At 66.9% G+C, this 24,823-nt stretch carries 15 protein-coding genes and 1 pseudogene; 12 read left to right on the top strand and 4 right to left on the bottom strand.

Annotated features, from left to right (window positions below; genetic code table 11):
- Positions 1–61: 61 nt before the first annotated feature.
- From drmD to LZ199_RS19795, 7 genes are all read left to right on the top strand, one after another.
- Positions 62–3,262: a DISARM system SNF2-like helicase DrmD gene (gene drmD, locus LZ199_RS19825; RefSeq protein WP_253995287.1), complete on the top strand. Its 3,201-nt coding sequence runs from the start codon at positions 62–64 to the stop codon at positions 3,260–3,262.
- On the top strand, positions 3,262–7,176 hold the full coding sequence (locus tag LZ199_RS19820) for a DNA methyltransferase (RefSeq protein ID WP_253995286.1): 3,915 nt from the start codon (positions 3,262–3,264) through the stop codon (positions 7,174–7,176). Before drmD ends, LZ199_RS19820 begins: the two co-directional genes overlap by 1 nt.
- An 8-nt stretch (positions 7,177–7,184) precedes the next feature.
- The gene (gene drmA, locus LZ199_RS19815; RefSeq protein ID WP_253995285.1) at positions 7,185–10,523 is read left to right on the top strand and encodes a DISARM system helicase DrmA; all 3,339 of its coding nucleotides are present in this window, start codon (positions 7,185–7,187) and stop codon (positions 10,521–10,523) included.
- Positions 10,510–12,357, top strand: a complete 1,848-nt coding sequence (gene drmB, locus LZ199_RS19810) for a DUF1998 domain-containing protein (RefSeq protein WP_253995284.1) — start codon at positions 10,510–10,512, stop codon at positions 12,355–12,357. The genes drmA and drmB overlap by 14 nt, the downstream gene beginning before the upstream one ends.
- Positions 12,348–13,034: a DISARM system phospholipase D-like protein DrmC gene (gene drmC, locus LZ199_RS19805; protein WP_253995283.1), complete on the top strand. Its 687-nt coding sequence runs from the start codon at positions 12,348–12,350 to the stop codon at positions 13,032–13,034. The genes drmB and drmC overlap by 10 nt, the downstream gene beginning before the upstream one ends.
- Before the next feature lie 888 nt (positions 13,035–13,922).
- The gene (locus LZ199_RS19800; protein WP_253995282.1) at positions 13,923–14,627 is read left to right on the top strand and encodes a restriction endonuclease; all 705 of its coding nucleotides are present in this window, start codon (positions 13,923–13,925) and stop codon (positions 14,625–14,627) included.
- 277 nt (positions 14,628–14,904) lie between these two features.
- Positions 14,905–15,192: a hypothetical protein gene (locus LZ199_RS19795; RefSeq protein WP_253995299.1), complete on the top strand. Its 288-nt coding sequence runs from the start codon at positions 14,905–14,907 to the stop codon at positions 15,190–15,192.
- Here the strand turns inward: LZ199_RS19795 and LZ199_RS19790 are convergent.
- The 4 genes and pseudogenes from LZ199_RS19790 to LZ199_RS19780 all read right to left on the bottom strand — a co-directional run bounded on the left by LZ199_RS19790 (position 15,138) and on the right by LZ199_RS19780 (position 18,932).
- Positions 15,138–15,470 (bottom strand): hypothetical protein, encoded by a 333-nt coding sequence (locus LZ199_RS19790; RefSeq protein WP_253995281.1) that lies wholly within the window; start codon positions 15,468–15,470, stop codon positions 15,138–15,140. The genes LZ199_RS19795 and LZ199_RS19790 overlap by 55 nt on opposite strands.
- Positions 15,467–16,516 (bottom strand): esterase/lipase family protein, encoded by a 1,050-nt coding sequence (locus tag LZ199_RS19785; protein WP_253995280.1) that lies wholly within the window; start codon positions 16,514–16,516, stop codon positions 15,467–15,469. The genes LZ199_RS19790 and LZ199_RS19785 overlap by 4 nt, the downstream gene beginning before the upstream one ends.
- A 65-nt stretch (positions 16,517–16,581) precedes the next feature.
- Positions 16,582–16,689: pseudogene (locus tag LZ199_RS47125) on the bottom strand (imm11 family protein); the annotation flags it as partial.
- Positions 16,690–18,122: 1,433 nt separating this feature from the next.
- Entirely contained in the window at positions 18,123–18,932 is an 810-nt protein-coding gene (locus tag LZ199_RS19780) for an SDR family oxidoreductase (RefSeq protein WP_253995279.1), read from the bottom strand.
- A 151-nt stretch (positions 18,933–19,083) separates the two neighbouring features.
- Here LZ199_RS19780 and LZ199_RS19775 point away from each other — a divergent pair, with 151 nt between their 5' ends.
- The 5 genes from LZ199_RS19775 (at position 19,084) to LZ199_RS19755 (ending at position 24,802) form a co-directional block, all read left to right on the top strand.
- Complete coding sequence (locus LZ199_RS19775) at positions 19,084–19,758, top strand: MotA/TolQ/ExbB proton channel family protein (protein ID WP_176435522.1); 675 nt, start codon at positions 19,084–19,086, stop codon at positions 19,756–19,758.
- A 2-nt stretch (positions 19,759–19,760) separates the two neighbouring features.
- Positions 19,761–20,186, top strand: a complete 426-nt coding sequence (locus LZ199_RS19770) for an ExbD/TolR family protein (protein ID WP_163863039.1) — start codon at positions 19,761–19,763, stop codon at positions 20,184–20,186.
- A gap of 10 nt (positions 20,187–20,196) precedes the next feature.
- Complete coding sequence (locus LZ199_RS19765; RefSeq protein WP_253995278.1) at positions 20,197–20,988, top strand: energy transducer TonB; 792 nt, start codon at positions 20,197–20,199, stop codon at positions 20,986–20,988.
- Between the two features lie 164 nt (positions 20,989–21,152).
- Positions 21,153–23,879, top strand: a complete 2,727-nt coding sequence (locus LZ199_RS19760; protein ID WP_253995277.1) for a TonB-dependent receptor — start codon at positions 21,153–21,155, stop codon at positions 23,877–23,879.
- The gene (locus tag LZ199_RS19755; RefSeq protein ID WP_253995276.1) at positions 23,879–24,802 is read left to right on the top strand and encodes a hypothetical protein; all 924 of its coding nucleotides are present in this window, start codon (positions 23,879–23,881) and stop codon (positions 24,800–24,802) included. The genes LZ199_RS19760 and LZ199_RS19755 overlap by 1 nt, the downstream gene beginning before the upstream one ends.
- Positions 24,803–24,823 lie beyond the last annotated feature (21 nt).

Genomic DNA, 24,823 nt, shown 5'->3' with positions numbered 1-24,823 from the left:
CCTCTGGGGGGTGAGGGCTCGACACTTGATTGTTATTGGTTTGTAGCGGCATGTAGCTCTCGTGCCAATCGCTCCCATGCTGTTGCCGTGCGCGGGTGATATCGCGCAGGTCCGACACCGTCAGTATCTGGTCAACGAGGTCATCGCTCCTTCGGATGTCCGGGAGCAACACACCCTCGTTCGTCTCACGTGTCTCGATGATGACGCACAGGGACGTCCCCTGTCTGTCTTATGGGAGCGAGAGCTCGCCGCTCGGGTCATCCGACCCGAAGAGGGTGGATTGGGACCTCCTGCGCGTTTCGACGAACCGCGTCACTTCGCCGCGTATCTGCACGCGCTGAAGTGGAACTCCGTCACCGCCACCGACGCCCGGCTCTTCCAGGCGCCGTTCCGCGCGGGCATCCACTTGATGAATCACCAGCTCACGCCTCTCAAGAAGGCGCTCGAGCTGCCTCGGGTGAATCTCTTCATCGCCGATGACGTGGGTCTCGGAAAGACCATCGAGGCTGGGTTGGTGTTGCAGGAGCTCATCCTCCGCCAGCGCGTGGACCGCGTCCTCATCGTCTGCCCGGCGTCGGTGACGCTCCAGTGGCGCGATGAGATGGAGAAGCGCTTCGGTCTGCGCTTCGAAATCTTCAACAGCGAGTTCGTCTCCCGCCGCCGTCAGGAGCGCGGCTTCCAGGTCCCAGTCTGGGCCACGCACTCACGCTTCATCGTGTCGTACCAGACGCTGCGGCGCAGCGAGTACTTCGAGCCGCTGAAGACCCTCCTGGAGGAGAAGGGGCACCACAAGTCCTTGTTGGTGCTCGACGAGGCGCACGTCGTCGCGCCCGCATCGGCCAGCCGGTACGCCATCGACACGGAGACCACTCGCAGCATCCGCTCACTGGCGGAGCGCTTCGAGCACCGGCTCTTCCTCTCCGCGACGCCCCACAACGGCCACTCCAACAGCTTCTCCGCCCTGTTGGAGATGTTGGACCCACAGCGCTTCACGCGAGGCACCCGCGTCCGTGAATCACAACTGGCGCCCGTCATGGTGCGCCGACTCAAGAGCGACCTTCTCGCCCTGGGCAGCTCACAGCGCTACCCCGAGCGACACGTGGTGGGCGTGCGGCTGACGCATGAATCGGGACGCTGGCACTCCGAGTGGCTCGCCCCGGACGGAAAGAGCGTCGAGCAGCGTGTCGACCTGGGCGAAGCCTCCGCCCCGGAGCTGGAGCTGTCCCAGAAGCTCGCGCGCTACACGGAGCTCATGGCACCCGGCACGAAGCAGGGGCGCCTGGTCTTCATCAACCTCCAGAAGCGTCTCCTCTCCAGCATCGAGGCGTTCCACCGCACCCTCTCCATCCACGCGGCGGCCTTCGGCGCGGGGGCGTTGGCTCCCGACGGCGGAGCGCTCACCGGAGACACGGCTCCTGAGTCCGAGGAGCACGGCGAGACGGACGACGCGCTCGAGCTGTCGTTCGCGGAGACCATCCGCGAGCACAGTCAGGACCTGTCCGCCAACGTCCAGGCGCGCAAGCTCCTGGATGACATGCTCAAGCTGAGCGCCCGGCACCGCGCTGCCCGGGACGCGAAGCTGCGGGCCCTGCTCCACTGGATTCGCGAGCACCAATGCCCGCTCACCCGAGGCGCCGCGTGGAAGCCCCGCCGGGTCATCCTGTTCACCGAGTATGGCGACACGCTCCGCTACCTCAAGGAGCAGCTCACCGCCGCCTTCGAGGGGACCCAACGGGGTGATGAGCGCATCCTCACGCTGACGGGCGGCATCGATGACGTGAAGCGCGCGGAGGTGCAGGCCGCCTTCAACGGCTCGATGGAGGAGTTCCCCGTGCGGGTCCTCCTCGCGACCGACGCCGCGCGCGAAGGCATCAATCTGCAAGGCCACTGCGCGGACCTCTTCCACATCGACGTTCCGTGGAACCCCTCACGCATGGAGCAGCGCAACGGTCGCATCGACCGTGCCTTGCAACCCGCGTCCACTGTGCGCTGTGGCTACTTCGTCTACGGCCAGCGCGCCGAGGATGCGGTGCTCGACACTCTCGCGCGCAAGGTCGAGACCATCACGCGCGAGCTGGGCAGCCTGGGCTGCGTGCTGATGGACCAGATGCACGATGCCCTCGCCTCGGGCATCACGAAGAGCACGCTGGAGCGCCTCTCCCGCGCCGCGACCTCGACTCGCACGGAGGTGACGAAGCGGGAACTGGAGTCCCAGCGCACGCTCCAATCCCTGCGGAGGGAACTGGATGAGATTGGAGAGCTCCGCGAGCGCAGCGGCAAGGTGATGGACTTCAATCCCGTCCTGCTGCGCGATGCGCTGGACGTGGGGTTCGAACTGGCCGGCGCGGGCCGGTTAGAGCGGGAGGCCATCACGGAAGAGGGCCGGACGCTGGAGGCCTGGAAGGTCCCCGCCCTTCCCGCTTCGTGGAGCACGACCCTGGATTCCATTCGTCCGCGCCGGGCGCGTGACGAGGCGGCGTGGGAGTGGCGAAAGCGCCCCTTGTCTCCCGTCGTCTTCGAGGCACCTCCGGGCGTTTCCAGCAAGCTCGTCCACCTGCACCTGTCCCATCCGCTCGTCCAGCGGGTGCTCCAGCGGTTCCTGGCGCAGGGGTTCTCCGCGAACGACCTGAGCCGTGTCACGGTGGTCCAGACCCGACGCGACGCAGTGGCACGCGTCATCGTCTTCGGCCGGTTGTCGCTCTTTGGCGAGGGCGCCGCGCGGCTCCATGACGAGGTGGTCTCTGTTTCAGCAAGGTGGCTGGACGGCGGCGGTCGCGGGCACCTGAAGCCCTTCGCCGACGAGGCGGACCGCAAGGCCATCGACCAACTGGAGACCACGCTGGCGGAGGCGCCCGCGCTCTCCGCGATACCGAAGGCCGTCCAGAAACGGTTGCTGGCCAGTGTCGAGTCCGACTTCTCGAAGCTCTGGCCCGCCATCGAGGAGCAGGCCTCGGTGCGAGAGCAGGGGGCTCGCAAGAAGCTGGCGGCGCGGGGGGCATCCGAAGCCAAGGCGCTGACTCAGATTCTCCTGACGCAGCAGGAGGCCATCCAGGAGGCACTGAGCGCACAGCTCGAGCTCTCGCTCGACGCCCAGGCCGAGAAGGACCAATGGAGGAGGGACAAGGTTCACCTTGAACAGCGATTGACAGCGCTCGGAAGGGAACTCGTCGAACAACCTGAATCCTTGAAGGCCACCTACGCTGTGCGGGTCGCCCGCCTGGTGCCCGTGGGCATGGTCTATCTCTGGCCGGGGGCGCGCTGATGAACGGCCAGAACTTGAGCGGGGACGTCGAGCGTCGCTATCACCAGACATGGATGGGGATGGCGCAGCCCATCGAAGGACTGGTGGTCTCCATCCCGGTTCTCGAGGACGCGCAGTGCATGCAGCGCCTGCCGGTGTCCGCGCAGTCGCGGTTCGTCCTGCTGGCGGGCCGGGAGTCACCTCGCGTGACGGATGTCCCGCGTTTCCTCCGGGAGGTGCTGGGCTACACCGAGGATGATTTCACCACGAGGTTTCCGGAGGACCTCCAGCTCGATATCGCGGAGGGGCAACAGACCATCAAGCCCACGCGGGGGCTGTTGCGACGAGGGCCTCCTCCCGCGAAGCCGGAAGGGTTGCCGGATGACTCCACGCCCATCAGCCGCGCCGCGGAGGGCTTCGCGCTCCTGACCTGGGAGCTGCCGGCCGGGTTGGACCTGGACAAGAAGGAAGACACCACGGGCGCGTGGTTCTACGAGCCCACCGCCAAGTTCGACCGCCTGCTGCGCGCGGCCCGTGTCCCCATCGGTCTGCTGTTCAACGGGGACTCCGTGCGCCTGGTCTACGCGCCCCACGGAGAGACGTCAGGGCACATTACCTTCCGGCTCAAGGACCTCGTCACCGCCAGCGGTCGTCCGCTGTTCGACGCGATGGTGATGCTCCTGCACGCGCGCCGCTTCTTCGGCGTGCTGCCCGAGCATCAGCTTCCCGCGCTCCTGGAGCAGTCACGCCGCCGGCAGGCGGATGTCACCGACGAACTGGCCGACCAGGTCCTGGAAGCGCTCGGCATCCTTCTCACGGGTTTCGAGACGGCCGCTGAACGGGATGGCTCCCGGGCCCTGGACGAGGCGTTCTCACGAGGTGAGGACCATGTCTACGGCGGGCTCCTCTCCACGCTCTTGCGGCTCGTCTTCATCCTCTACGCGGAGGACCATGGTCTGCTTCCCGTGGGCCAGGAGCCCTACCGCGATGACCTGTCGGTGAAGGCACTTCACGCGCAGCTCGTCGAGGACTCCAGCCAATACCCCGATTCGATGAACCGGCGGTTCGGTGCGTGGCCACGGTTGCTGGCGCTCTTCCGGTGCATCTACCTGGGAGCCTCGCACGACAAGCTGAGAATGCCGGCACGGCGTGGACAGCTCTTCGACCCTGACGAGTTTCCCTTCCTGGGAGGCGCGGGTTCCACCGAAGCGGGCACGGATGCACGGGTGCCTCCCATTGATGACGAGACGGTCCTTCAGGTCCTGGAGCGGCTCATCTTCCTCAAGGGACAGCGACTGAGCTTCAAGTCGCTCGACGTAGAGCAGATTGGCTCCGTGTACGAGGGCCTGATGGGCTTCCACGTGAAGCGCCTGACCGGTGCTGGAATCTGCCTCAAGCCCTCGAAGGTGTGGGTCTGCGCGGACGAGGTGCTGGCCCAGCCCTCGAAGCGGCGTGCGGCATGGCTGGAAGATGAGGCGGGCGTCGACGCGAAGGCGGTGAAAGCCCTGTCGAAGGCGTTGGAGCAGGCTTCGACACAGCAGATGGTCCTGACCGTGCTGGAGCCGTACCGCGTGAAGGGGACCGAGACACGGCGAGCATCCCAGTGGGTACTCCAGCCTGGCGACGAGCGGCGACGGACCAGCAGCCACTACACGCCTCGAAGTCTGTCGGGCCCCATCGTCCGCCGGGCTCTAGAGCCTTTGCTCAAGACGATGGGGCCGCAGCCGTCTTCAGAAAGACTCCTCAACCTGAAGATCTGCGACCCGGCCATGGGGTCGGGTGCGTTCCTGGTGGAGTCCTGCCGCTTTCTCGCGGACCAGGTTGTCGCCGCCTGGACACGTGAGGGGGTGCTGAAGCATGACAAGCACGAGGACGAGGTGATGCGGGCACGCCGGCTGGTGGCCCAGCGATGCCTGTACGGCGTGGACAAGAATCCATGGGCCGTGAAGCTCGCGAAGCTGTCGCTGTGGCTCGTGACATTGGCGAAGACGGAGCCCTTCACATTCCTGGACCATGCGCTCAAGTGTGGGGATTCACTGGTCGGGCTCGACCTGGATCAGCTTCAATCGTTCCACTGGGACCCGACCGGCAAGAAGCAGTCGGAGCTGTCCTGGGCGTTCATCTCGAAGGCGCTGAACAGCTCGCTGGAGAAGCGCGAGAAGATCCTCCAGCTCGCGCTCGACCTGGAAGGGCCGAAGCGCAAGCCGCTGCAGTTGGACCTGGAGCCCGGCCGGGTGAAGGAGGGGCTTCTCCGCGACGCGGACACGGCGTTGGAGGACATCAAACGGATCGCCAATGCGTGCGTCGGGGCGTTCTTCTCCCATGGCTCGGACAAGGAGCGGGAGAAGGAGCGCGTCCGCCGGTTGGATCTGATTGGGGCGTGGCTGTCCAAGGCGAAGAATGGGGTTCCGCCTCCCATGCCGGCGGACATCGCGGCGTTCTCCGCGCCGTCATGGACGTTCCACTGGCCGCTGGAGTTTCCGGAGGTGTTCCACGGGAGCCGGCCGGATCCGCTCGACAACGAGCAGCCCAACAAGGCTGCGTGGATCGATGGGTTCGTAGGGAACCCGCCGTTCGCGGGAAAGAACGCCATCATCGAGACGGGCGGAGAGAACTACCTCCCGTGGCTCCAGGCGGTTCATGAGGGTGCGCACGGCAACGCGGATCTCTCCGCGCACTTCTTCCGCCGTGCGTTCCATCTGCTGGGTGAACACGGCAGCTTCGGATTCATCGCCACCAACACCATCGCGCAGGGGGACACGAGGGCCACGGGACTGAAGCACCTGGTGGCCCACGGCGGCCACCTCTACGACGCCGTGCGCTCCATGAAGTGGCCGGTGGCTGGCGCCAACGTCTCAGTGGCAGTCGTGCACCTGGCGAAGGGGCACGTCTCTCTGAGTTTGGAGCCTCGCCTCGAGCGGCTACCCGTGAAACACCTCAACTCTCGACTGAGAGGAAAGCCCGAGCGAGCAGATCCCGTGGCACTCGCCGCCAACGCGGAGAAGAGCTTCCAGGGATCCATCGTCCTAGGAAAGGGGTTTGTACTTAGCCCCGAGCAGCGCTCGACTCTTGTCTCGAAATCATCAATGAACGCGGCGCGCATCTTTCGCTACGTGGGTGGCGAGGAACTCAACTCCGACCCGAGTCCCGAACTCGAAAGGTACGTCATCAACTTCGGGCAAGTGGATTTAGCCGAAGCTGAGCGCTGGCCGGACCTCATCCGCATCCTACGGGAGTTGGTAAAGCCTGAACGAGACAAGAACAAGCGCGATACTCGCCGAAAGTATTGGTGGCGATTTGGCGAGACGACTCCGGCTCTCTACGAGGCCCTGCGCCCGCTAAGCCGTTGCCTCACGGCCTCTCGAGTCTCGAAGCACTTGATATTCTCGTGGCAACCGTCGTCTGTTGTACTTAGCGAACAAGTCATTGTCGTTCCTGTCGAGCAAGCCCACTGGTTGACGGCGCTGCAGTCACGGGTGCATGAGGTCTGGGCACGGTTGCTGTCATCCTCCATGCGCAACGATCTTCGTTACGCACCGAGCGACTGCTTCGAAACCTTCCCCTTCCCGGACTCCGCAATCACCTCAGCGCTCGACCGCATCGGCGAGCGGCTCCACTTCGAGCGCAGCCAGTACATGCAGGCCAACAACATCGGCCTGACAACGACGTACAACCGGCTCAAGGACAAGTCCGTCACCGACGCTGCGACGCAGCGTCTGCGGGACCTGCACGTGTCCGTGGACCAAGCTGTCCTGGATGCCTACGGCTGGAATGACATCCACGCCCCTCCGTACTGCGGCGCCACTCCCAAACAGCTCGAAGCCTTCGAGGACGAAGTTCTCGACCGCCTCTTCGACCTGAACGCGCAGCGTGCCCACGAGGAAGCCCACCCCACCGTCCGCCGTCCCTCGAAGTCCCGCGCCCAGACCGCCTGAGCCCTCCCATGAATGTCCCAGACACGGGAGCGGTCCGCTCCCACCTCATCGATGCGCTCGAAGCGGACCTCGTGGGTCCGTTCCACAAGCCTCCAGGCGCTCCTGTCTCGGACGCGCCCGAAGTGCTCCGCACGCCACCGTCCCGCTGGTACCTGACGGGCTTCCTCGTCCCGCTCGACCAGGGCGTCATCGAGGACGAACCCGACGACGAGGACGACGACCTGGCCGCGGGCAATGACGAGGACAACGAGGAAGCCTCCCGCCCCGACCCGAGCGCCAAGAAGGTGCGCCGCCTGCCCGCCTCCATGGGCCTGTCCGTCTTCGTCCCCGCGGGCACGTCCCAGCTCACCGCCCATGTCTGCTGGGCGGACTACCAGCGCCTCGAAGCAGAGGAGCGCAAGCCGTGGAGCCGCACCTTCCACCAACGCACCGTCACCCTGCACCTGAACGACGCGGCGCTGCGGGAAGGCCTGTACCTTCAGGATAGCGGGGGCCTGCGCCTGGAAGGCCACGTGGAGAAGACGAGTGAAGGAGAGCTCGCGGTCGCCATCTTCCTCGTCAACGCACGCCCGCCCACCAGCACCGCCGTCGACCGGGACGAGGCCTATGCCTTCCAGACCCACCTCGCCCTGGAATGCGAGCAGGGCTTCGTCAGCCGACAGGACTCCAGCGACGCCAGGAGCGAGGACGACGACGACCGCGTCAACGACCTACAGTTCCGCGACCGCCAGCGGTGGGCCGTGGGTCATGGCATCTCCGTGCGCGTCCCATCCACCTCCGTCCCCGTCACCCGAGTGGAAACGGACTGGCTGCCACGCGTCGAGGTGCTCCCTGTCGAAGCGCGGCGGATTGACGAAGTCACGGTGGGCATGGAGCAGCTCGCCGCGTTCACGCTCCCCTCGGAGGCTGTAGCGGCCCTGCTCCCCCTGGTCCGGACCTACCGTGAATGGGTGGCCACCCAGGCCACTCTCGCTGTCGGCAGCGAACGCCGCGAGGAGACACGGGATGAGCTCATCCGCAGGGCTCGACGCGCGGCCGACCGCATCGAGGAGGGCATCCAACTCCTGACACGGGAACCTCTCGCCTTCGACGCCTTCCGCTGGATGAACAGCGTCATGGCCCAGGCGGAACGCAAGGTGCGGCAGGAAGAAGCGCCTCAATGGCGTCTCTTCCAGCTCGCCTTCATCCTGCTCAACCTCCCCTCCGTCGAGCACGAAGGCCACGCGGACCGTGAGCTCGTGGAGCTCATCTTCTTCCCCACCGGCGGCGGAAAGACGCAGGCCTACCTGGGACTCATTGCCTTCACCTTGCTCCTGCGCCGCCTCCGAGGGCAGGCCCACCTCCACGGCGGCCTGGGCGTGGCCGTGCTGCTGCGCTACACGCTGCGGCTGCTCACACTCGACCAACTCGGTCGCGCCTCGACACTCATCTGCGCGCTCGAAGTGCTCCGCCAGCAAGAGCCGAAACGCCTGGGAGCCGTGCGCTTCTCCATCGGGCTGTGGGTCGGCCGCTCCGCGACCGCCAACACGCTGGAGCAGGCCTCCACGCAAATCACCGAGTACAAGAACGACAACAGCGCCCGCGCGCAATCTCCCTTCCCGCTCGCCACCTGTCCCTGGTGCGCGACGCCGTTCGAACGGGAGTGCTTCATCCTCCGGCCCTCCAGGTCCAGACCCGAGGAAGTGCTCGTCGGCTGCGCCAACATCGAGTGCGCCTTCAACCTGGGCCGCAACCCGGAAGGGCTCCCCGTCCTCTTCGTCGACGAGCAGATCTACCGGGAGCTGCCGTGCTTCCTCGTCGCCACCGTGGACAAGTTCGCCATGCTGCCGTGGCGAGGAGAGACGGGATTGCTCTTCGGTCGTGTCTTGGGTCGCACCGGGAAGCGCTTCGTCGGCCCGTGCAATGCCGCCGCGGACGTGAAGGCGGCGCTCGTGATGCTCCCGAAGGGGCTGCCTCCCCCGGAGCTCATCGTGCAGGACGAACTGCACCTCATCTCCGGCCCGCTGGGCTCCATGGTGGGCCTCTACGAAGGCGCCGTCCTGACGCTCGCGCCCCGGGCGAAGTTGGTGGCCTCCACCGCCACCGTGCGCCGCTCCCGGCAACAGGTGAGTCGCCTCTATGGACGGGACGTCGCGCTCTTCCCTCCGCCAGGCGTGGATGCCTCCGAGACGTTCTTCGCCTCCGTGGGCAAGAAGGGCGCGCGCCAATACGTGGGCGTGGCGGCACCCGGGCGGCCCATGAAGGCCATCCTGCTGCGCGTCTATGTCAGCCTGCTCGCCGCCGCCGCGCGCGGCGAACAACTCCACGGCGCCGTGAGCGCGGACCCGTACCTGACGCTCGTCGGCTACTTCAACAGCCTGCGCGAACTGGGCGGCATGCGCCGACTGGTCGAGGACGAGGTGCGCCGACTGGTGATGGACCGCGTCCGCCGCCGTCCAGAGGACTTCGACAGGGAGGCCGAGCATCCCTGGTACCGGGGCAGGACCATCCGCGGCGAGCCCATCGAGCTGACCAGCCGGGAGAAGACCGCTGACATCAAGGCCTCGAAGAGCCGCCTGGAGCTTACGCACGGCCAGCCCCAGAGCATCGACGTCGTGCTCGCCAGCAACATGATCTCCGTCGGCGTGGACATCGACCGGTTGGGACTCATGGTCGTGGCGGGACAGCCCAAGACGACCAGCGAGTACATCCAGGCGTCCAGCCGCGTGGGCCGCAAGCTGAACAAGCCCGGCCTCGTGGTGACGTGCCTCAACGCGGCCAAGCCCCGAGACCGCAGCCACTACGAGCGCTTCGGGACGTACCACGAGTCGTTCTATCGCTTCGTCGAAGCCACCTCGGTGACCCCCTTCTCGGCACCGGCGCTCGACCGGGGGCTCGCGGGCGTGGTGGTAGCGCTGGGCCGGCTGCTGGACACCGCCATGACGGCGCCCCTGGAGTGGAAGTCCCTGCAGGCGCACCGGGGCGCGCTGGAGCAGGCGCTCGAAACCCTGGCGAAGCGCGCTGGCCGAGGGCTGCCCAAGGAGGAGTCGGAGCGCGCCAGCGGCATCGTGATGCAGCGCGCGCGAAGCCTGCTCGACTCGTGGCGCAACATCATCGAGCAGGCGAAGAAGGACGCCGCCCAGCGCGCGTACTCGCCCTACGACCCGGAGGGAAAGGGGCTCAAGCCCCTGCTGCGCGGCTTCCTGGACCCCACCGACAACCTCACCCAGGACGAGCTCAAGTTCGACGCGCCCACGTCCATGCGTGACGTGGAGTCCTCGGTGCACCTGTGGATTTCACGTCAACCCCTGGGCGGCTACCGCGCCCCGAAGGCAGCGACGGTGGAGGTAGCGCATGACGAACCGTAGGAAATGGGGCAAGGCCCGCTCGACGCGGCCGCCGGATGGGCGCGTGCGCCAGAGCCAGGTGGTCTCCACCTTCGGTCCAGGCAGCATGCTGGATCTGTTGACCGACGCGGTCCTCGTGGGTGGCCTGGACTTCTGGCGTCTCAAGGGCCAGGGCGAGGTGGTCAACGAGCCACGACTGCTGGAGATCGTCGAACCGCTCTACCACCGCAACAAGTGGCCGCTCAGCAAGGAGGCCCCCTTCCGCAAGCCCCCCGCTGGGGATGAGCGGGAGCCGACAGAGTCCTGCGGCATCCAGGTGTATGAGTTTCCGCGCTGGTTTGTCTGCCAGAACCCCCACTGCCGCACGCTGGTGCGGGCCAACAGCCTGGAGCGCGTGAGCCAGGAGTACCGTCATCGCTGCGCGGGTGTGGAGGCGAAGCCCGAGCGCTGCGTGCCGGTGCGCTTCGTCGCGGCCTGTCCGCGGGGGCACCTGTCGGACATCGACTGGAGCTGGTGGATGCACGAGCGCAAGCCTTGCGACGCCCCACAGCTCAAGTTCGAGGAGGGCGTGAGCGGTGACTTCAGTGATATCGAGGTCGCGTGCTCGACGTGCGGCAAGCGCAGGCGCCTCATCGACATGACACACAAGGAGCAGCAGGACCGCTGCGACGGGGAGCGGCCGTGGCTGGGATTGGAGGCGCGGGAGCGCTGCGACGAGAAGCAGCGACTGCTGGTCCGCACCGCCAGCAACGGCTACTTCGCGCAGACCACCAGTGCCATCACCATCCCTGAACCGGAGTCGCTCCGGCGCAAGGTGCAGTCCGCGTGGAGCATCCTCCAGTCAGCCACCGCGGAGACCCTGCCGGCCTTCCGGACCATTGCCCAGGTGCGGGCGGCGCTCGGCTCCGCCTCCGACGCGGAGGTGCTGGCGGCCATCCAGGCGGAGCGCGAGCACACGCCCGAAGCCGTCCCGGAGATCCGCACCGCGGAGTGGCTCCAGTTCCTCGCGCAGCCCCAGGAGAAGCCTGGCGAGATGCCCCGGGACCGCACCGAGGTCTTCTGGGCCCGGCGCATCGCTCGGCCCCAGGGACTGCCCTCGCTGGTCGAACGCGTGGTGCTGGCGCGACGGCTGCGGGAGGTCCAGGCCCAGGTCGGCTTCACGCGGCTGGAGCCCCTGTCGAAGGACCTCCAGGGCCGCTACGACCTGGACGTGGCGCTCGCGCCGATGTCGCTCCACCGGGACTGGGTCCCCGTCACGGAGATGCAGGGCGAGGGCATGCTGCTGGTGCTCGACGAGCAGCAGGTGCATGCCTGGGAGCTGTCCGAGCCCGTGCTGCGGCGCGAGGAGGTGCTCAGGGCGGGATATGAGCGCTGGAAGCAGGGCTCCGGCTCGAAGCTCCCCTTCCCGGGCGTGCGGCTCTACCTGCTCCACTCGCTGGCGCACCTGTTGATGACGGAGGTGGCGCTGGAGTGTGGCTATCCCGCGAGCTCCATCCGCGAGCGGCTCTACTGCGCGCCGCACAGCGACGCGGTCCCCATGGCGGGCATCCTGTTGATGACGGGCACCACGGGCGCGGAAGGCACGCTGGGCGGTTTGGTGGAGGAGGGCCGGCGACTGGGGCAGCACCTTGCCCGGGCACTGGAGGACGCGCGCCTGTGCTCCAACGACCCCGTCTGCGCGCATCACGAACCCACGGGCCGTGATGACCGTGATTTGGAGGGCGCCGCGTGCCACGGGTGCCTCTTCCTCCCCGAGTGCTCCTGCGAGCGCTTCAACCAGTACCTCGACCGAGCGCTCGTCGTGCCCACGCTGGGCCACGAGGACGTCGCCTTCCTGAAGACACCGTGGACCTGAGCGGGGTGGCGACGCTGGACCTGGAGCGGCTGAAGGCGGTGGTGGGCACGCGGCGGCTCGGGTTTCCGTTGTCCCGACTGGCGCTCCAGGGAGAGGGGCTGGAGCGGCTGACGGGGGAGGTCGCGGCGTTGAATGCGCTGGGACGGGAGGCAACGCTGGTGCTGCTGGACACGGTGCTCGTGGAGCGGCGCGCGGGTGCCCGGCGGCCAGAGCTGGTGTGGACGGGGCCGGAGACCCGCTGGAGCGGAGCTCGCGACACGGCGGTGGTGCTGGCGGACCTGTTCCACAAGGCGACGAGCACGGTGCTGGTGGCCGGGTTCACGTTCGACCACGCGGCGGACGTGTTGGGGCCGCTGCACGAAGCCCTCCAGCGAGGCGTGAGTTGCAGGCTCTATGCGAGCGCACCGGTGGCCTCGGAGTTCCTGCGGGAGCACTGGCCCTTCGGTCCGCCCTTTCCGGAGTGCCACGGCTTCTCACCCAGGAGGGGTGTCTTCGCCAGCCTGCATGCGAAATGCGTCGTGGTGGACGCGCGGTGGGTCTTCGTGACGTCCGCGAACTTCACGAACCGGGGACAGACACGGAACATCGAAGTGGGCGTGCTGCTGGAGGACACGCACCTGGCCGCGGTGCTGGAAGCCCAGTTCTCCACGGGGGAGTGGTTCTCACGGGTCACCTGATCCGGCATGGCGCCGGAGAGAGTCCAGTGAATGCGTCCCGTGACGAGTCTCTGGGGGGGCGCCCTGCTGATGGCGTGTGTCGGAGGGTGGGCTTGATCCGCATCTGCGGCTCTCCCGCAAATCGTGTGGTTCCCCTCCGGAGAGTAGGCAGATGCGGCAAGCTGCCAGCGAGGCGAATACACCCTGGGAATGGAAACGCTATTCCCACTTCCTGGGTGTCGGGTGGACCGAGTGGACCGCGATAGCGCGGCGGGAGTAGTCCTCGATGTGCGCATGGAAGGCACGGGAGCACGATGTCCTCCCTGCAAGACGCCAATTCCTGCGGTACATGGCAGTTACGTCCGACGCCCGGCGGGGAGCTCCTCGGCCTCCTCTCCAAAGGAGGACCGTCTCGGTTGGTTTCAACGAGGAGCTTCCCTCTTTCCCTCTCGTCCTGTCTCGCCATCTACACACTTTCGTCCTGTCTCGCCATCTACACACTTATAGGGACACGACCGGGGTTTGGTGGCCGCAGTGCTGGTGCTGGAAGTTTGCAAGGGGGGCTGCGCCCTGGGAGGCCGTGGGAGCGGAATTGGTCGGCCCAGGCGGCCGCACACTGCGCGTGTCGCCACCATGGCAGGCAGAACCCATCAGCTTTTCTACGGAGGACCGGCGTGTCGTGATCGAGACGGAGGCGACAGAAGCGGAGACTCGAGGCACTTTCACCCTCAAGTTGTGGGACGCGGCTGGGACCCGGAGCATCGTTCTCACCGGGGTGGCGTTTCCGTAGCTTGAGTGATGTCGGCTGTGCGCGAAGATGCTTGGCCGGCGAGAAGACGACTGTCGCTGCCTTGGTGCCCACGGCGGTATGCTCAAAAGATGGACTGGAAGCGATACGAGCGCGCAGTCGTGGAGAAGTTCCTGCGCGAATTCCCACCTCCGCACTTCCGGGTCGAACCTTCAGCAGAGGACGACTACTACTTCATCGGTCGTCACTCGGGTGAGGGGCGGCAACTGGACGTTGCTGTGTTCCGCCGGGGCGAGGGGGCCCCATTCCTAGTGGTTGATGCAAAGCATTGGCGGAAGCCCCTCGACATCGTGGATGTTGAGTCGTTCATTAGCTTCTTAGACGATGTCGGTGCCCAAATCGGAGTGCTTGTAACTAGCTCGCGGTTCACGAAGGCATCTCCGCGCCGAGCGGCGGGCGCACACGTATCGATACATTTGGAGATCGTCAGCGTGGAAGAAGCGTTGGAGTGGGATTGGCTGGGGTTAGGTCGAAGAATCTACCCGTGGGACTGGGTATACCACTGGCATCTGGGGCATGCGCTTCGTCTGCTTGAGGAGGGCGGGGCCGTCGACGCAGTCTCGGAGGCCATGGAGGAGGTTCCGTTTGAGGAATGGGAAGCTGCCGTCAACTTCGCGCTCAAACGGCATCAGGATGAGGCTCGGCATTTTCTTGGCTGGGTCGCAACGATGCATCACGACGATAGGTGGCGGTTCAATGCTGCCCGTCATCTCGGGGAGAACGGCCTTCTTACGGAGTCCATCCGGAAGCGCGTCATAGAACTCGAAGCCGATCCCGAGGCCCGTGCGCTCCTCGCAGAGTTGTAGAACTCCGCATGGCGAAAATAGGTACAGTTGTGGAACAATCGCTTCATGGCGAACCGCAGGTCACGACAAGGCAACCCTCTCTGCCAAGGTGAGTGAGACAGTTCGTACCCGGCATTTTAGTGTGCAGGGCGACCTAGGCAGGGACGATGGATCCGGTGGTGGAAGAGGCTCGGGTCAGGGAGACCGAGGTGGTGGAGAAGGCCAGGCGGCGAGGCTTCACTGCGGAGTACAAGCTGCGGGTGCTGGCGGAGGCAGACCGCTGCACGAAGCCGGTGACGTGGGAGCGCTGGAGTGCGCGGCGAGGCCGCGGACCGTGGCGGTGGCGCTCTACACGGGCTCGGGCACCTGGGATGGAGACTTGCTGGAGCGAGTCCCGGCCACGGCGACGGAGCGCTTCCACCAGGTGCTCAACACCGCTGGGGTTCCGCATCACTACGAGATGTATGGCCGCCCCTCGCCGGGCGAGAAGCCGTATGGGTGCGACGGCGGCCACAACATGAGTTGCTGGAGCTACACGTTCTCCGACGTTCTGCCGAGGATGTTGTCGGTGCTCGACGAACCCTGAGCTTCTGTTTGGGAGAGCTGGCGTTGCTCGAAGAGGTCCAGGGCGACGTCCAGCGTCCCGTCGACGGCGCGGTTGACCCAGCGAACCATTCCATACGTGCCGGAGAGGGCGGCGTCATGGAGGGATTGCAGGGCGCCCACGGGTGCGTCGAGCGTGGGAATCAGCCGCAGCACCTCGAAGGGCTTCGCGGCGCTGGAGCGGTGGATGCGCTCCACCGCCGTGGCGCCCTGCTCCACGGCAACGTGCACCAGGTCCTTCAGACCACGTAGGCGAGTCATGCGACCTCCACAGCGAGCGACTCGCGCAGCCGCGCGTAGACTTCCGCGTGGTGGGCGAGCGAGACGTGGTCGATGCCGGCGACCACCTTGACGTTTTCCGGGGGGAACAGCGGGCTCGTATCACGAGGGCCGGTGCGTCCGGAAGCGCTCGCCAGTGAGACGACGCCGTCGCCGAACATCGCGGACAACCACTGTCCCTGCTGGCCGAGCGCTCCGACGATGAGGTGGTGGGCGATGCCCGGCGGAGGGAGCAGGGGCGTGCACGGTGAGGTGGTGTCTTCCCAGTCCTGTCGGCGCAGGCGGGCGACACCGAGGTCCTTCACGCCGCTGCTGCGCAGGTCGACGACATCGGCGACGAGGCGGGTGTAGGGATTGGGCACGGCGCGGAGCACCTGGGCAACAACGGTGCCCATGCGCTCCAGGGGGCTGCCGAAGTGGGGCACGCCGATGGAGTACGAGCGGCGCACGAGGGAGAGCCAGGGCAGGCACGCCTCGGACGCGATGTGGCAGGCGCTGCGCAGGACGAGGCCACCCATGCTGTAGCCGACGAGGACGAGCTCGGTGATGGGGACGGGGAACTCGGCGACCAGGCGTTGCAGGAGGTGCGCGAGGGCCTCTCCGTTGTCGGAGATGTGCAGGCCGGAGTTGTAGCGGAGGTAGAGCGGGGTGAAGCCGGCGTCGCGCTCCAGGAGAGAGCCGTAGTCGGTGGTGGGCTCGGCGGGGAAGGCCCAGACGGCCTCGGTGACGGCGAGTCCGTGGACCCAGAGGGCCACGCGTCCCGTGGAGTGGGGATGGGCGGCGCGCAGGGCCTCGCGCTCGACAGGGAGGGAGCGGCCCTCGTGGTACAGGCCCATGGGCGTGGCGAGCGCGTTGTTCTGGCGGTGGAGGTAGTCGCCCAGCACGCCGTTGAGCACGCCGAGCGCCAGATCCACCTTGCCCACTCGCGGCTTGGGCGGAGCGGGCAGCGCAGCGTCGGCGGGAGAGGACGAGACCACCGGCAACCCAGGCTCGGAGTCTGGGGTTTCAGCGGCTTCCGAAGTCGTCATTCAGTACCTCCACGCGCAGTGTGACACGTCGCGTCATGGAAGTCGAATCAGGGGCCAGAGCGAGGCTAGACCTCCTTGAAGCGCACGCCCGTCGCCAGGGCGCGTTCGAGCGCTTGCTTGATGGGCTTGGAGACCACGAGGGCGAGGTCCCAACCCCAGGTTCGAAACACTTGGGGTAGGGGAGTGAGGGGGCCTTACTACGAGAAGTCTGGCCGTAGCGGCCCTGGTGCTGCTGCAAGAGGCGGCAGGTCCACGGGCAGTTTCAAGTGCTCCAGCACCTGCCTGGGCGCGGGCGAGTGGACGAGGTAGGCGACGACACGGCACCGTCCCTCCGCACCAACTGCGGAGAAGGACGTCCTCTTTGAAGCTGCGTTTGAGGAGGCCTGCCCAGTCGAGCCGCAGTGCCCGCTGACGCTGGGGCACCTGACGTGCTGTCGATGGGCCTCTGTCCTGTCAGGAATTTGAGAATGGTTCCAGTTGGATTCGCTGGCCGCATGTGAGGTGACGCGAGCCATCCCATCTCGCAGAATCGGTGAGGCTGAACACCCTTCCACAGAAGGGGCATTCAACGAATGAGTCTGACCGAACAGACGCTGGCAGCACAGCTTGGTCCCTGGCGGGCAGCGGCTGCGCTACCCGCCTCGGCCACAATGGCTGAGCCTCAAAGATTCGGAAGTCAGGCTGAATCGTCCCTGGATGATTAACCCGTAGGAGAAATTCGGAAATCGAGGCTCCCTCCTCGAACGGGTCGCAAAGCTGGAGCAAGATTTGCGACCCGTTTACCACCCACGTCTGTCGCTTCGAGTCGGTGACGGGCCCAAAGCCGAAGCGATGGGCGAGTCCATGCACACAGGGGAGAACATCCATCCCATCCATCTCGGAGTTCTCGCTGAGAACGATGTACTCGACCCCTCGCGGGCCTAGAAAAAAATACCCCTTCACTCCAGGGGAGGACGAGTCCTCGAACAAGCTGGGGACGATGAGGGGAGCTCCGACCCCTGGCCTCGGCCGAACATAGGCCTCGGGGTAGACCTCCCGGAGGGTCGCTTCGTCATCGCCCCATCGGGCCATGCCGAGCCCTTCGGCCACGTTGGTTGTCGCCGCGCGTCGAAGAGTCATCTCCCGTCAACCGACGGCAAGTTCTTCCCTGACACAGGGGCAGCCACGTTTCCCGCACCAGCCAGCCACATTCAAAACGACGGTCACGAATCTCCCATCAAGGACGAGACACTTCGATCAAACAAAGAGTGCGCATGTCGCACCACCTCATCCAGATTTGGAAATACAACCTCATCCAAATGCTTCACCCCATGCGAGCTCCTGCTGACAACCCAGTGAGCATCGCGGCCACGAAGCAGGAATGACTCTTTCCATCCACGAAGCCCATCCTCGGCCTCGAAACGAAGGTCTTCTCTACTGACAAACAAGGCCTCTTCAAAGGCGAATGGAGCAGGACGCGCATACAGTCCTCGCGCCACAAGTTCTCGAACCACCGCGTCCACCTCCATTCGCTGCCTCCCTCACACCGAAAGACACCTCGAGTGGTCGCGGCATACAACGGCGCTACCACTCGGGCGCGGCCTAGGCCGGCAGCCTCCCGCTCCGCTCACTTCCGCCGTTCCTGAATCGCCTTGAACACGATGCGGTCCAGGAAGCCTGGGGTGAACAGCTTCAGGTACTGACCCACCTTGCCCTTGGTGGTCATCACCACCTCGCGCTCACGTTGGTCCATGGCCTTCAGGATGATGGACACGCACGTGCCCACGTCCATGTTGCCTTCCGTCTCGTCGTGCGCGCTCACCTGCAGCGGCTTTCCATCCTTGCCCAGCGCGTTGGCGCGGACGTTCGTCGCGACGAACCCCGGGCACACCACCGTCACGTCCACGCCCGTCCCCATCAGCTCCACGCGCAGCGAGTCGAAGAACCCGTTCATCGCGTGCTTGCTCGCCGCATAGCCCGAGCGCGTGGGCACGCCCGTCTTCCCCGTCAGCGAGGACACCGCCACCAGGAGCCCGCGCCGCGCCTTCAGGTGCGGCAGCGCATGGTGCGTGCAGTACACCGCGCCCAGGTAGTTGATGCGCATCAGCCGCTCGAAGAGCGTCAGGTCCGTGATGTCCTCGAAGCGCGCGTCCATGGAGATGCCCGCGTTGTTGACGAGCACGTCCACTCCGCCGAACGCCTCCACCGCGCGGTCCACCATCCGCCGACACGCCTCCGGGTCCCCCACGTCCGTGGCCACCGCGATGGCCTTCCCGCCCGCCGCCTCGCACCGCTGCTTCACCCGCTGGAGGGCGTCCTCACTCCGCGCGGCCAGCACCAGATTCGCGCCCCGCGCCGCGAGCGCCACCGACAGCTCCTCGCCGATGCCCATGGAAGCACCGGTGACCACCACGCTCTTGCCTTGCATGGCCGGCATTGTCGCCCCGCACTCCCAGCGCGTCGAGGCTGCCCGCACCGGGCCTACACCCGCGCACAGCGGACCGCCCCGAAAAATAAACCCGGTAACACTTTCCGGAGCCCTCGGTGTTCCGTTCGCGCCAACGCATTTCGAGAGGGGAAAGAACTCCATGTCGTCCATCGCGGTCATCGCCCAGGTCCCTGCCGAGAATCTCGGCTGGCTCAGCAGCAAGCTGCTCGGCGTCACCCTCACCTCCGCCGAGTGGGTGCTGTGGATCCTGGTCGTCCTGTCCGTGCTCTCCATCGCCATCATGCTGGAGCGCGCCGTGTACTTCTCCCGCAACCGCCTCCCGGACTCGGAGACGCTCGCGGTGCGGCTGGCGCGCGGGGAGCTCGAGGCCGTCCGCGTGGCCATCCAGGGACGCCGGGGCATGGAGGCCGCCATCATCCGCGAGGGCCTCGCCTCCGCCGCGCAGGGCGCTGACTCCGTCGAGCAGGTGATTGCCTCCACCATGGCCCGCGAGCGCCCCCAGTACGAGCGCTTCCTCTCCTTCCTCGGCACCCTGGGCAACAACGCCCCGTTCATCGGCCTGTTCGGCACGGTGCTCGGCATCATCAAGGCGTTCCATGACCTGGGCTCCGCGGGCGTGAAGGGCGCGGCAATCCAGCAGACGGTGATGGGCGGCATCTCCGAGGCGCTCGTCGCCACGGCGGTGGGCCTGGCCGTCGCGATTCCCGCCGTCGTCGCCTTCAACATCTTCAACCGTCAGCTCAAGACGCTGACCAGTCGCGCCAACGCCCTGGGCCACGCCCTGGTCGGCAGCCTGCGCGCGGAGGTCCGCTAGTCATGGCCGGAGGCGCGCAGCAGGACGACGAAGAAATCACTGGCATCAACGTCACCCCTCTGGTGGACATCGTGTTGGTGCTGCTCATCATCTTCATGGTGACGGCCAACTTCATCGTCCGCGAGACGGTGGAGGTGGACCTGCCCCGCGCGGCCAACGGCGGCGAGACGGTGCAGGGGCTCGTCAACGTGGTGCTCGACAAGGAGGGCAAGCTCTACTTCGACGGCGCACCGGTGAGCGAGGCGGAGCTGTCCACGAAGGTCGCCGAGGCCGTCGCCAAGGACAAGGACACCCGCGCCATCATCAGCGCCGACCAGAGCATCGCGTATGGACAGGTGATGCGGCTCATCGACACGGTGAAGGGCCACGGCATCGCGAAGTTCGCGCTCAACATCGAGAAGGACGTCGCGCCCGCGCCCCGGGGCTGACGCGAAGGCCATGAGTACGAGCGTGCTCGACAGTGGTGTCGTCCTCCCCCGACGGGGTGGCAACGGGTTGTTCGTGGGGTTCGTCACGGGCTCGCTCGTGTTGCACGGGCTGGGGTTGGTGGTGCTGCACACCCGCCCACCCGAGCGTCCCGCGCCGCAGCGTCCCGTGGAGCTGGTCATGGTGGAAGTGACAAAGCCTCCACCGCCCCCGCCCCCCGTGGTGGAGGAGCCGAAGCCCGAGCCTCCTCCACCTCCAAAGGTCCGCGTGAAGCCTCCGCCCATCAAGGTCGCCGAGGCCCCTCGGCCGCTGCCTCCGCCTCCCGTGGATGCGCCGCCTCCGCCCAACGAGACGCCTCCGCCGAGCGCGAAGCCGGCGCCCCTGGTGGTCGGCATCTCCATGTCCTCGACGACGAGCGCGGGAGGCTTCGCTGCGCCGGTGGGCAACACCCTCTACGGCCGCACCGCCGACAAGGCCAAGGCGCCGCAAGAGGTGAAGACCTACAGCGCGCCCAAGTACACGCCCATCTACCAGGTGGACCGTGAGCCGCAGCTCGCCAGCGAGGTGAAGATTCCCTATCCCGACGAGGCACGTCGCGCGGGAGTCGAGGGGACGGTGACGCTGTCCATCACCATCGACCCCGAGGGACGCGTGGTGCATGCGCGCGTGCTGAATGGCCCTGGGCACGGACTCGAAGAAGCCGCGCGCACCGCCATCCTCCGCTTCCGCTTCCGTCCCGCCATCAAGGGAGGCGAAGCAGTGTCCACGGAAATGAAGTACGCCTATACCTTCCTGCTCGATTGAACACCCGCTCCCGCCGAGAGAGGGTCGGAGCGGGGGAGTGCACCGGTGGGCCCCTTCCACATCCACGGCCCGTCCACGCTCGCCGGCTCCTCCAGCACGCCTTCACTCCGTCCCTTTGTCGGCGGGAGCCCGACTCCCTTCACGCCCCTGTCCTTGAAAGCCCCATGTCCTCGAACGTGAAAGCCCGCGCCGCGCTCGCCGCCGCTTCCCTCTGGGTGGCGACCCCGGCGCTCGCGCAGGCGCCGCAACCCGGAGCCCCCGCCGCCGAGTCACCACCGGCCGCGCAGCCCACCATCACCAAGCCCCCGGCGCTGGTGCAGCAGGTCGAAGCCCAGTACCCCGCGGAGGCGCTCGCGCAGGGCCTCACCGCCTCCGTGCGCCTCATCATCACCATCGCCGAGGACGGCGCGGTGACAGACGTGCAGTCCGCGGAGCTGGCGGGACACGGCTTCGACGAGGCGGCCATCGCCGCCGTGCGCCAGTTCCGCTTCACGCCCGCCGAGGTCGACGGTGTGCCCGCGCCGGTGCAGGTGGAGTACGTCTACCACTTCACCCTCAACGCGCCGCCGCCGCCCGAAGGCCAGGTCGCCGCGGAGCCCGAGGCGCCCAAGGCGACGCTCACCGGTCAGCTCATCTCCCGAGGCAGCCGCTCCCGCGTGGCCGGCGCCACCGTGCGCTGCGGTGACGATGCGGAGGCCACCGAGGCCGTGTCCGACGTGGACGGCCGCTTCACCCTCGAAGTCCCTCCGGGTGAGTGCGCGGTGCGCGTCATCGCCTCCGGCCATCAGCTCTACCAGACGAAGGAGACGCTGAAGGCGAACGAGACGACGGAGGTGAACTTCTACCTGGCTCCGGCCGGCAGCGCCTTCGAGACGGTGGTGCGCTCCGAGCGGCCGAAGAAGGAAGTGGTCCGCCGCACGGTGACGCGCGAGGAGGCGCAGAAGACGCCGGGCACGTTCGGTGACCCCATCCGCGTCCTCCAGACGTTGCCGGGCGTTGCGCGTGCGCCCTTCATCTCCGGCGACTTGCTGGTGCGCGGCTCCAACCCGGGCCAGACGGCGACGCTGATGGACGGCGTGCGCATCCCCAACCTGTTCCACCTGCTCGGTGGACCGTCGGTGGTCAACGCCGAGTTCATCGACTCGCTCGACTTCTTCCCGGGCGGCTACGGCAGTCAGTACGGCCGCGCGGTGGGCGGCGTGGTGGACGTGGCCACGCGCAAGGGCGCCGCGGACACGGTGCACGGGTCCGTGAAGGTGGATCTGCTCGACGCGGGCTTCTTCATCGAGGCGCCCATCACCGACGGCATCAGCGTGGCGGCCTCCGCGCGGCGCTCGTACATCGACACGCTGCTGCCCATGGTGCTGCCGGACGACGAGGGCTCCACGCTCTCCATCGTCCCCGTGTACTGGGACTACCAGCTCCGCGTGGACTTCGGCGCGCCGCGTGGCTCCACGCCGGAGCCGGGGGCCGCGCGCAGCACCGGCTACATCATGGCCTTCGGCAGCGACGACAAGCTGCGCCTGGTGTCCGGAGGCGAGGAGGAGAACCGCGACATCTCCCTGGACACGCACACCGTCTTTCACCGTGTGAAGGGCGACTGGACGTACCGCAAGGGACCGCTCACCACCGTCTTCACGCCGTACGTGGGTGTGGACTACTTCGACATCAGCTTCGGCCAGTACATCGAAAACGACTCCATCTACTCGCTGGGCGCGCGCGAGGTGGTGTCGCTGGAGCTGTCCGACGCGCTCACCCTGCGCACCGGTCTGGATGTCTACTTCGAGCACGTGAAGGTGGACGTGCAGGCCCCCTCTCCGGAGGGCACCGAGTACGTGCCCTTCCCGGGCAATGACCCCGTCGCGGAGCTCATCCACGAGAAGCTCACCATCAACGGCTTCGACGGCGCGCTCTTCGCCGAGATGGACTTCAAGTGGGGACCGCTGACCGTGACGCCGGGCGTGCGCGGCAACCTCCAGAAGGTGGGCGGCACGCGGAACCTGTTGTTGGACCCTCGGCTGTGGGTCCGCTACATGGCCACCGAGCGCACCTCGCTCAAGGGCTCGCTCGGCCTCTACAGCCAGCCGGCGGACACCTACCAGTTCATCTTCTCCCCCTACGGCAACCCCCTGCTGGGCTACCAGCGCGCGTTCCAGTCGAGCCTCGGCGTGGAGCAGCGGCTGGGGGACGTGTGGAACGTGGACGTCACCGGCTTCTTCAACCGCCGCTTCGAGAACGTGGTGGCGCCGGGTGATGTGCGAGCGACGGATGGAGGGAGCTTCACGCAGGACCGCTTCGTCAACGCGGGCATCGGCAAGGCCTACGGTGTGGAGCTGATGGTGAAGAAGGACCGCGCCGCCGCCACGGACAAGTGGTACGGCTGGCTGTCGTACACGCTCAGCCACGCGGAGGACGGTCGCGCGGGCGCCAAGCCCCGGGTGGACGGTGCCTTCGGCGACGATGGTCCTCCCGTCGTGAACGAGCAGACCTACGGCCTGAGCCTCTGGGACCAGACGCACATCCTCACGCTGGTGGCCAACTACGTGCTGGGCAATGGCTGGGAGCTGGGCGGACGCTTCCGCCTCACCACGGGACGACCGACGACGCCGCTGGTGCATCCGCATGACGTCTACAACTCGGACTCGAACAACTACGGGCCCACGTACGGCCGCCACCTCTCGGCGCGGACCTCCACGTTCCACCAGCTCGACGTCCGGGTGGAGAAGGGCTGGCGCTTCGACAACTGGACGCTCGCGCTCTATCTCGACGTGCAGAACCTCTACAACGCGGAGAACGTCGAGTTCGTCTTCAATGACTACCGGTATCGCAACGAGATGGAGATACCGGGCATCCCCATCCTCCCCGTGCTGGGCGTGAAAGGAAGCTTCTGATGAACACCTGGCTCAAGTATGGGGGGCTGCTGCTCACGCTGGGCGCCGTCGCCTGTGTCGACCCCGATGACAAGCCGTCGAACGTGCATGACCTTCGCGTGCTGGGCATCGCCGTGGAGCGTCCGGAGCTGATGGCTCCGACGTGTGAGCTCACCGCGGAGGCCCTCGAAGTCCTCACCAACGAGGTGTCCTACCGCGCGCTGGTGGTGGACCCCAAGGGCGAGGGGCGCTCCATCGCCTACACCCTGTGGGCCTGCGCGGACCCGGAGGACACCCTCTGTGAGAACACCGCCGAGCGCGTGCAGCTGGCGCAGGGGACAATGACGCCGGGAGAGCTGGTGGTGCCCATCCGGCCCGGTGCCAGCGTGCTGTCGGACGGCACGCTGCTCCTGGACAAGGTGCGGCAGGCGGACCCCTATGAGGGCTTCGGCGGGCTGCGCATGCCACTGGTGCTGAACCTCACCGCGGGGAGCGAGGCCATCTACGCGCAGAAGCTGATGGTGTTCTCCTGCCCGCTCGTGCCGGGCATGGCGCCCAACCAGCAGCCGGAGCTGCAGGGGCTCCGCCTGGAGGGCCAGCCGTGGGCGGAGGAAGCGCTGCCTGAGCTGACCGGACAGGGGCCCTTCGTGATTACGGCCGAGGACGTGTCCGCCCTGGAGGAGGCCTACGTGGTGCCCGGGTTCCGCAGGGAGGCCGTGTCGTTGAAGGAAGCCTGGTCCATCAGCTGGCACGCGTCGCTGGGAGAAATCCCGGACGAGGAGACGGGCGGCGCGGACTTCAATGGCGAGCCCGGTCGGCATCGCGTGGAGTGGGAGCCGCCGGAGAAGGACGGCGTCGCTCAGGAGGTCACCTTCTGGGCCGTGGCGCGGGACGGGCGAGGAGGCAGTACCTGGCTCATCCGCAAGGCCCGTTGGTCTCCGTAGCGCTGGAGGGGATGGCTCGCA

The sequence above is a fragment of the Myxococcus qinghaiensis genome, assembly GCF_024198215.1.
GTDB lineage: Bacteria > Myxococcota > Myxococcia > Myxococcales > Myxococcaceae > Myxococcus > Myxococcus qinghaiensis.
Note: the sequence above shows the minus strand (reverse complement) of the source record. Positions and strands in the feature narration are given on the sequence as shown.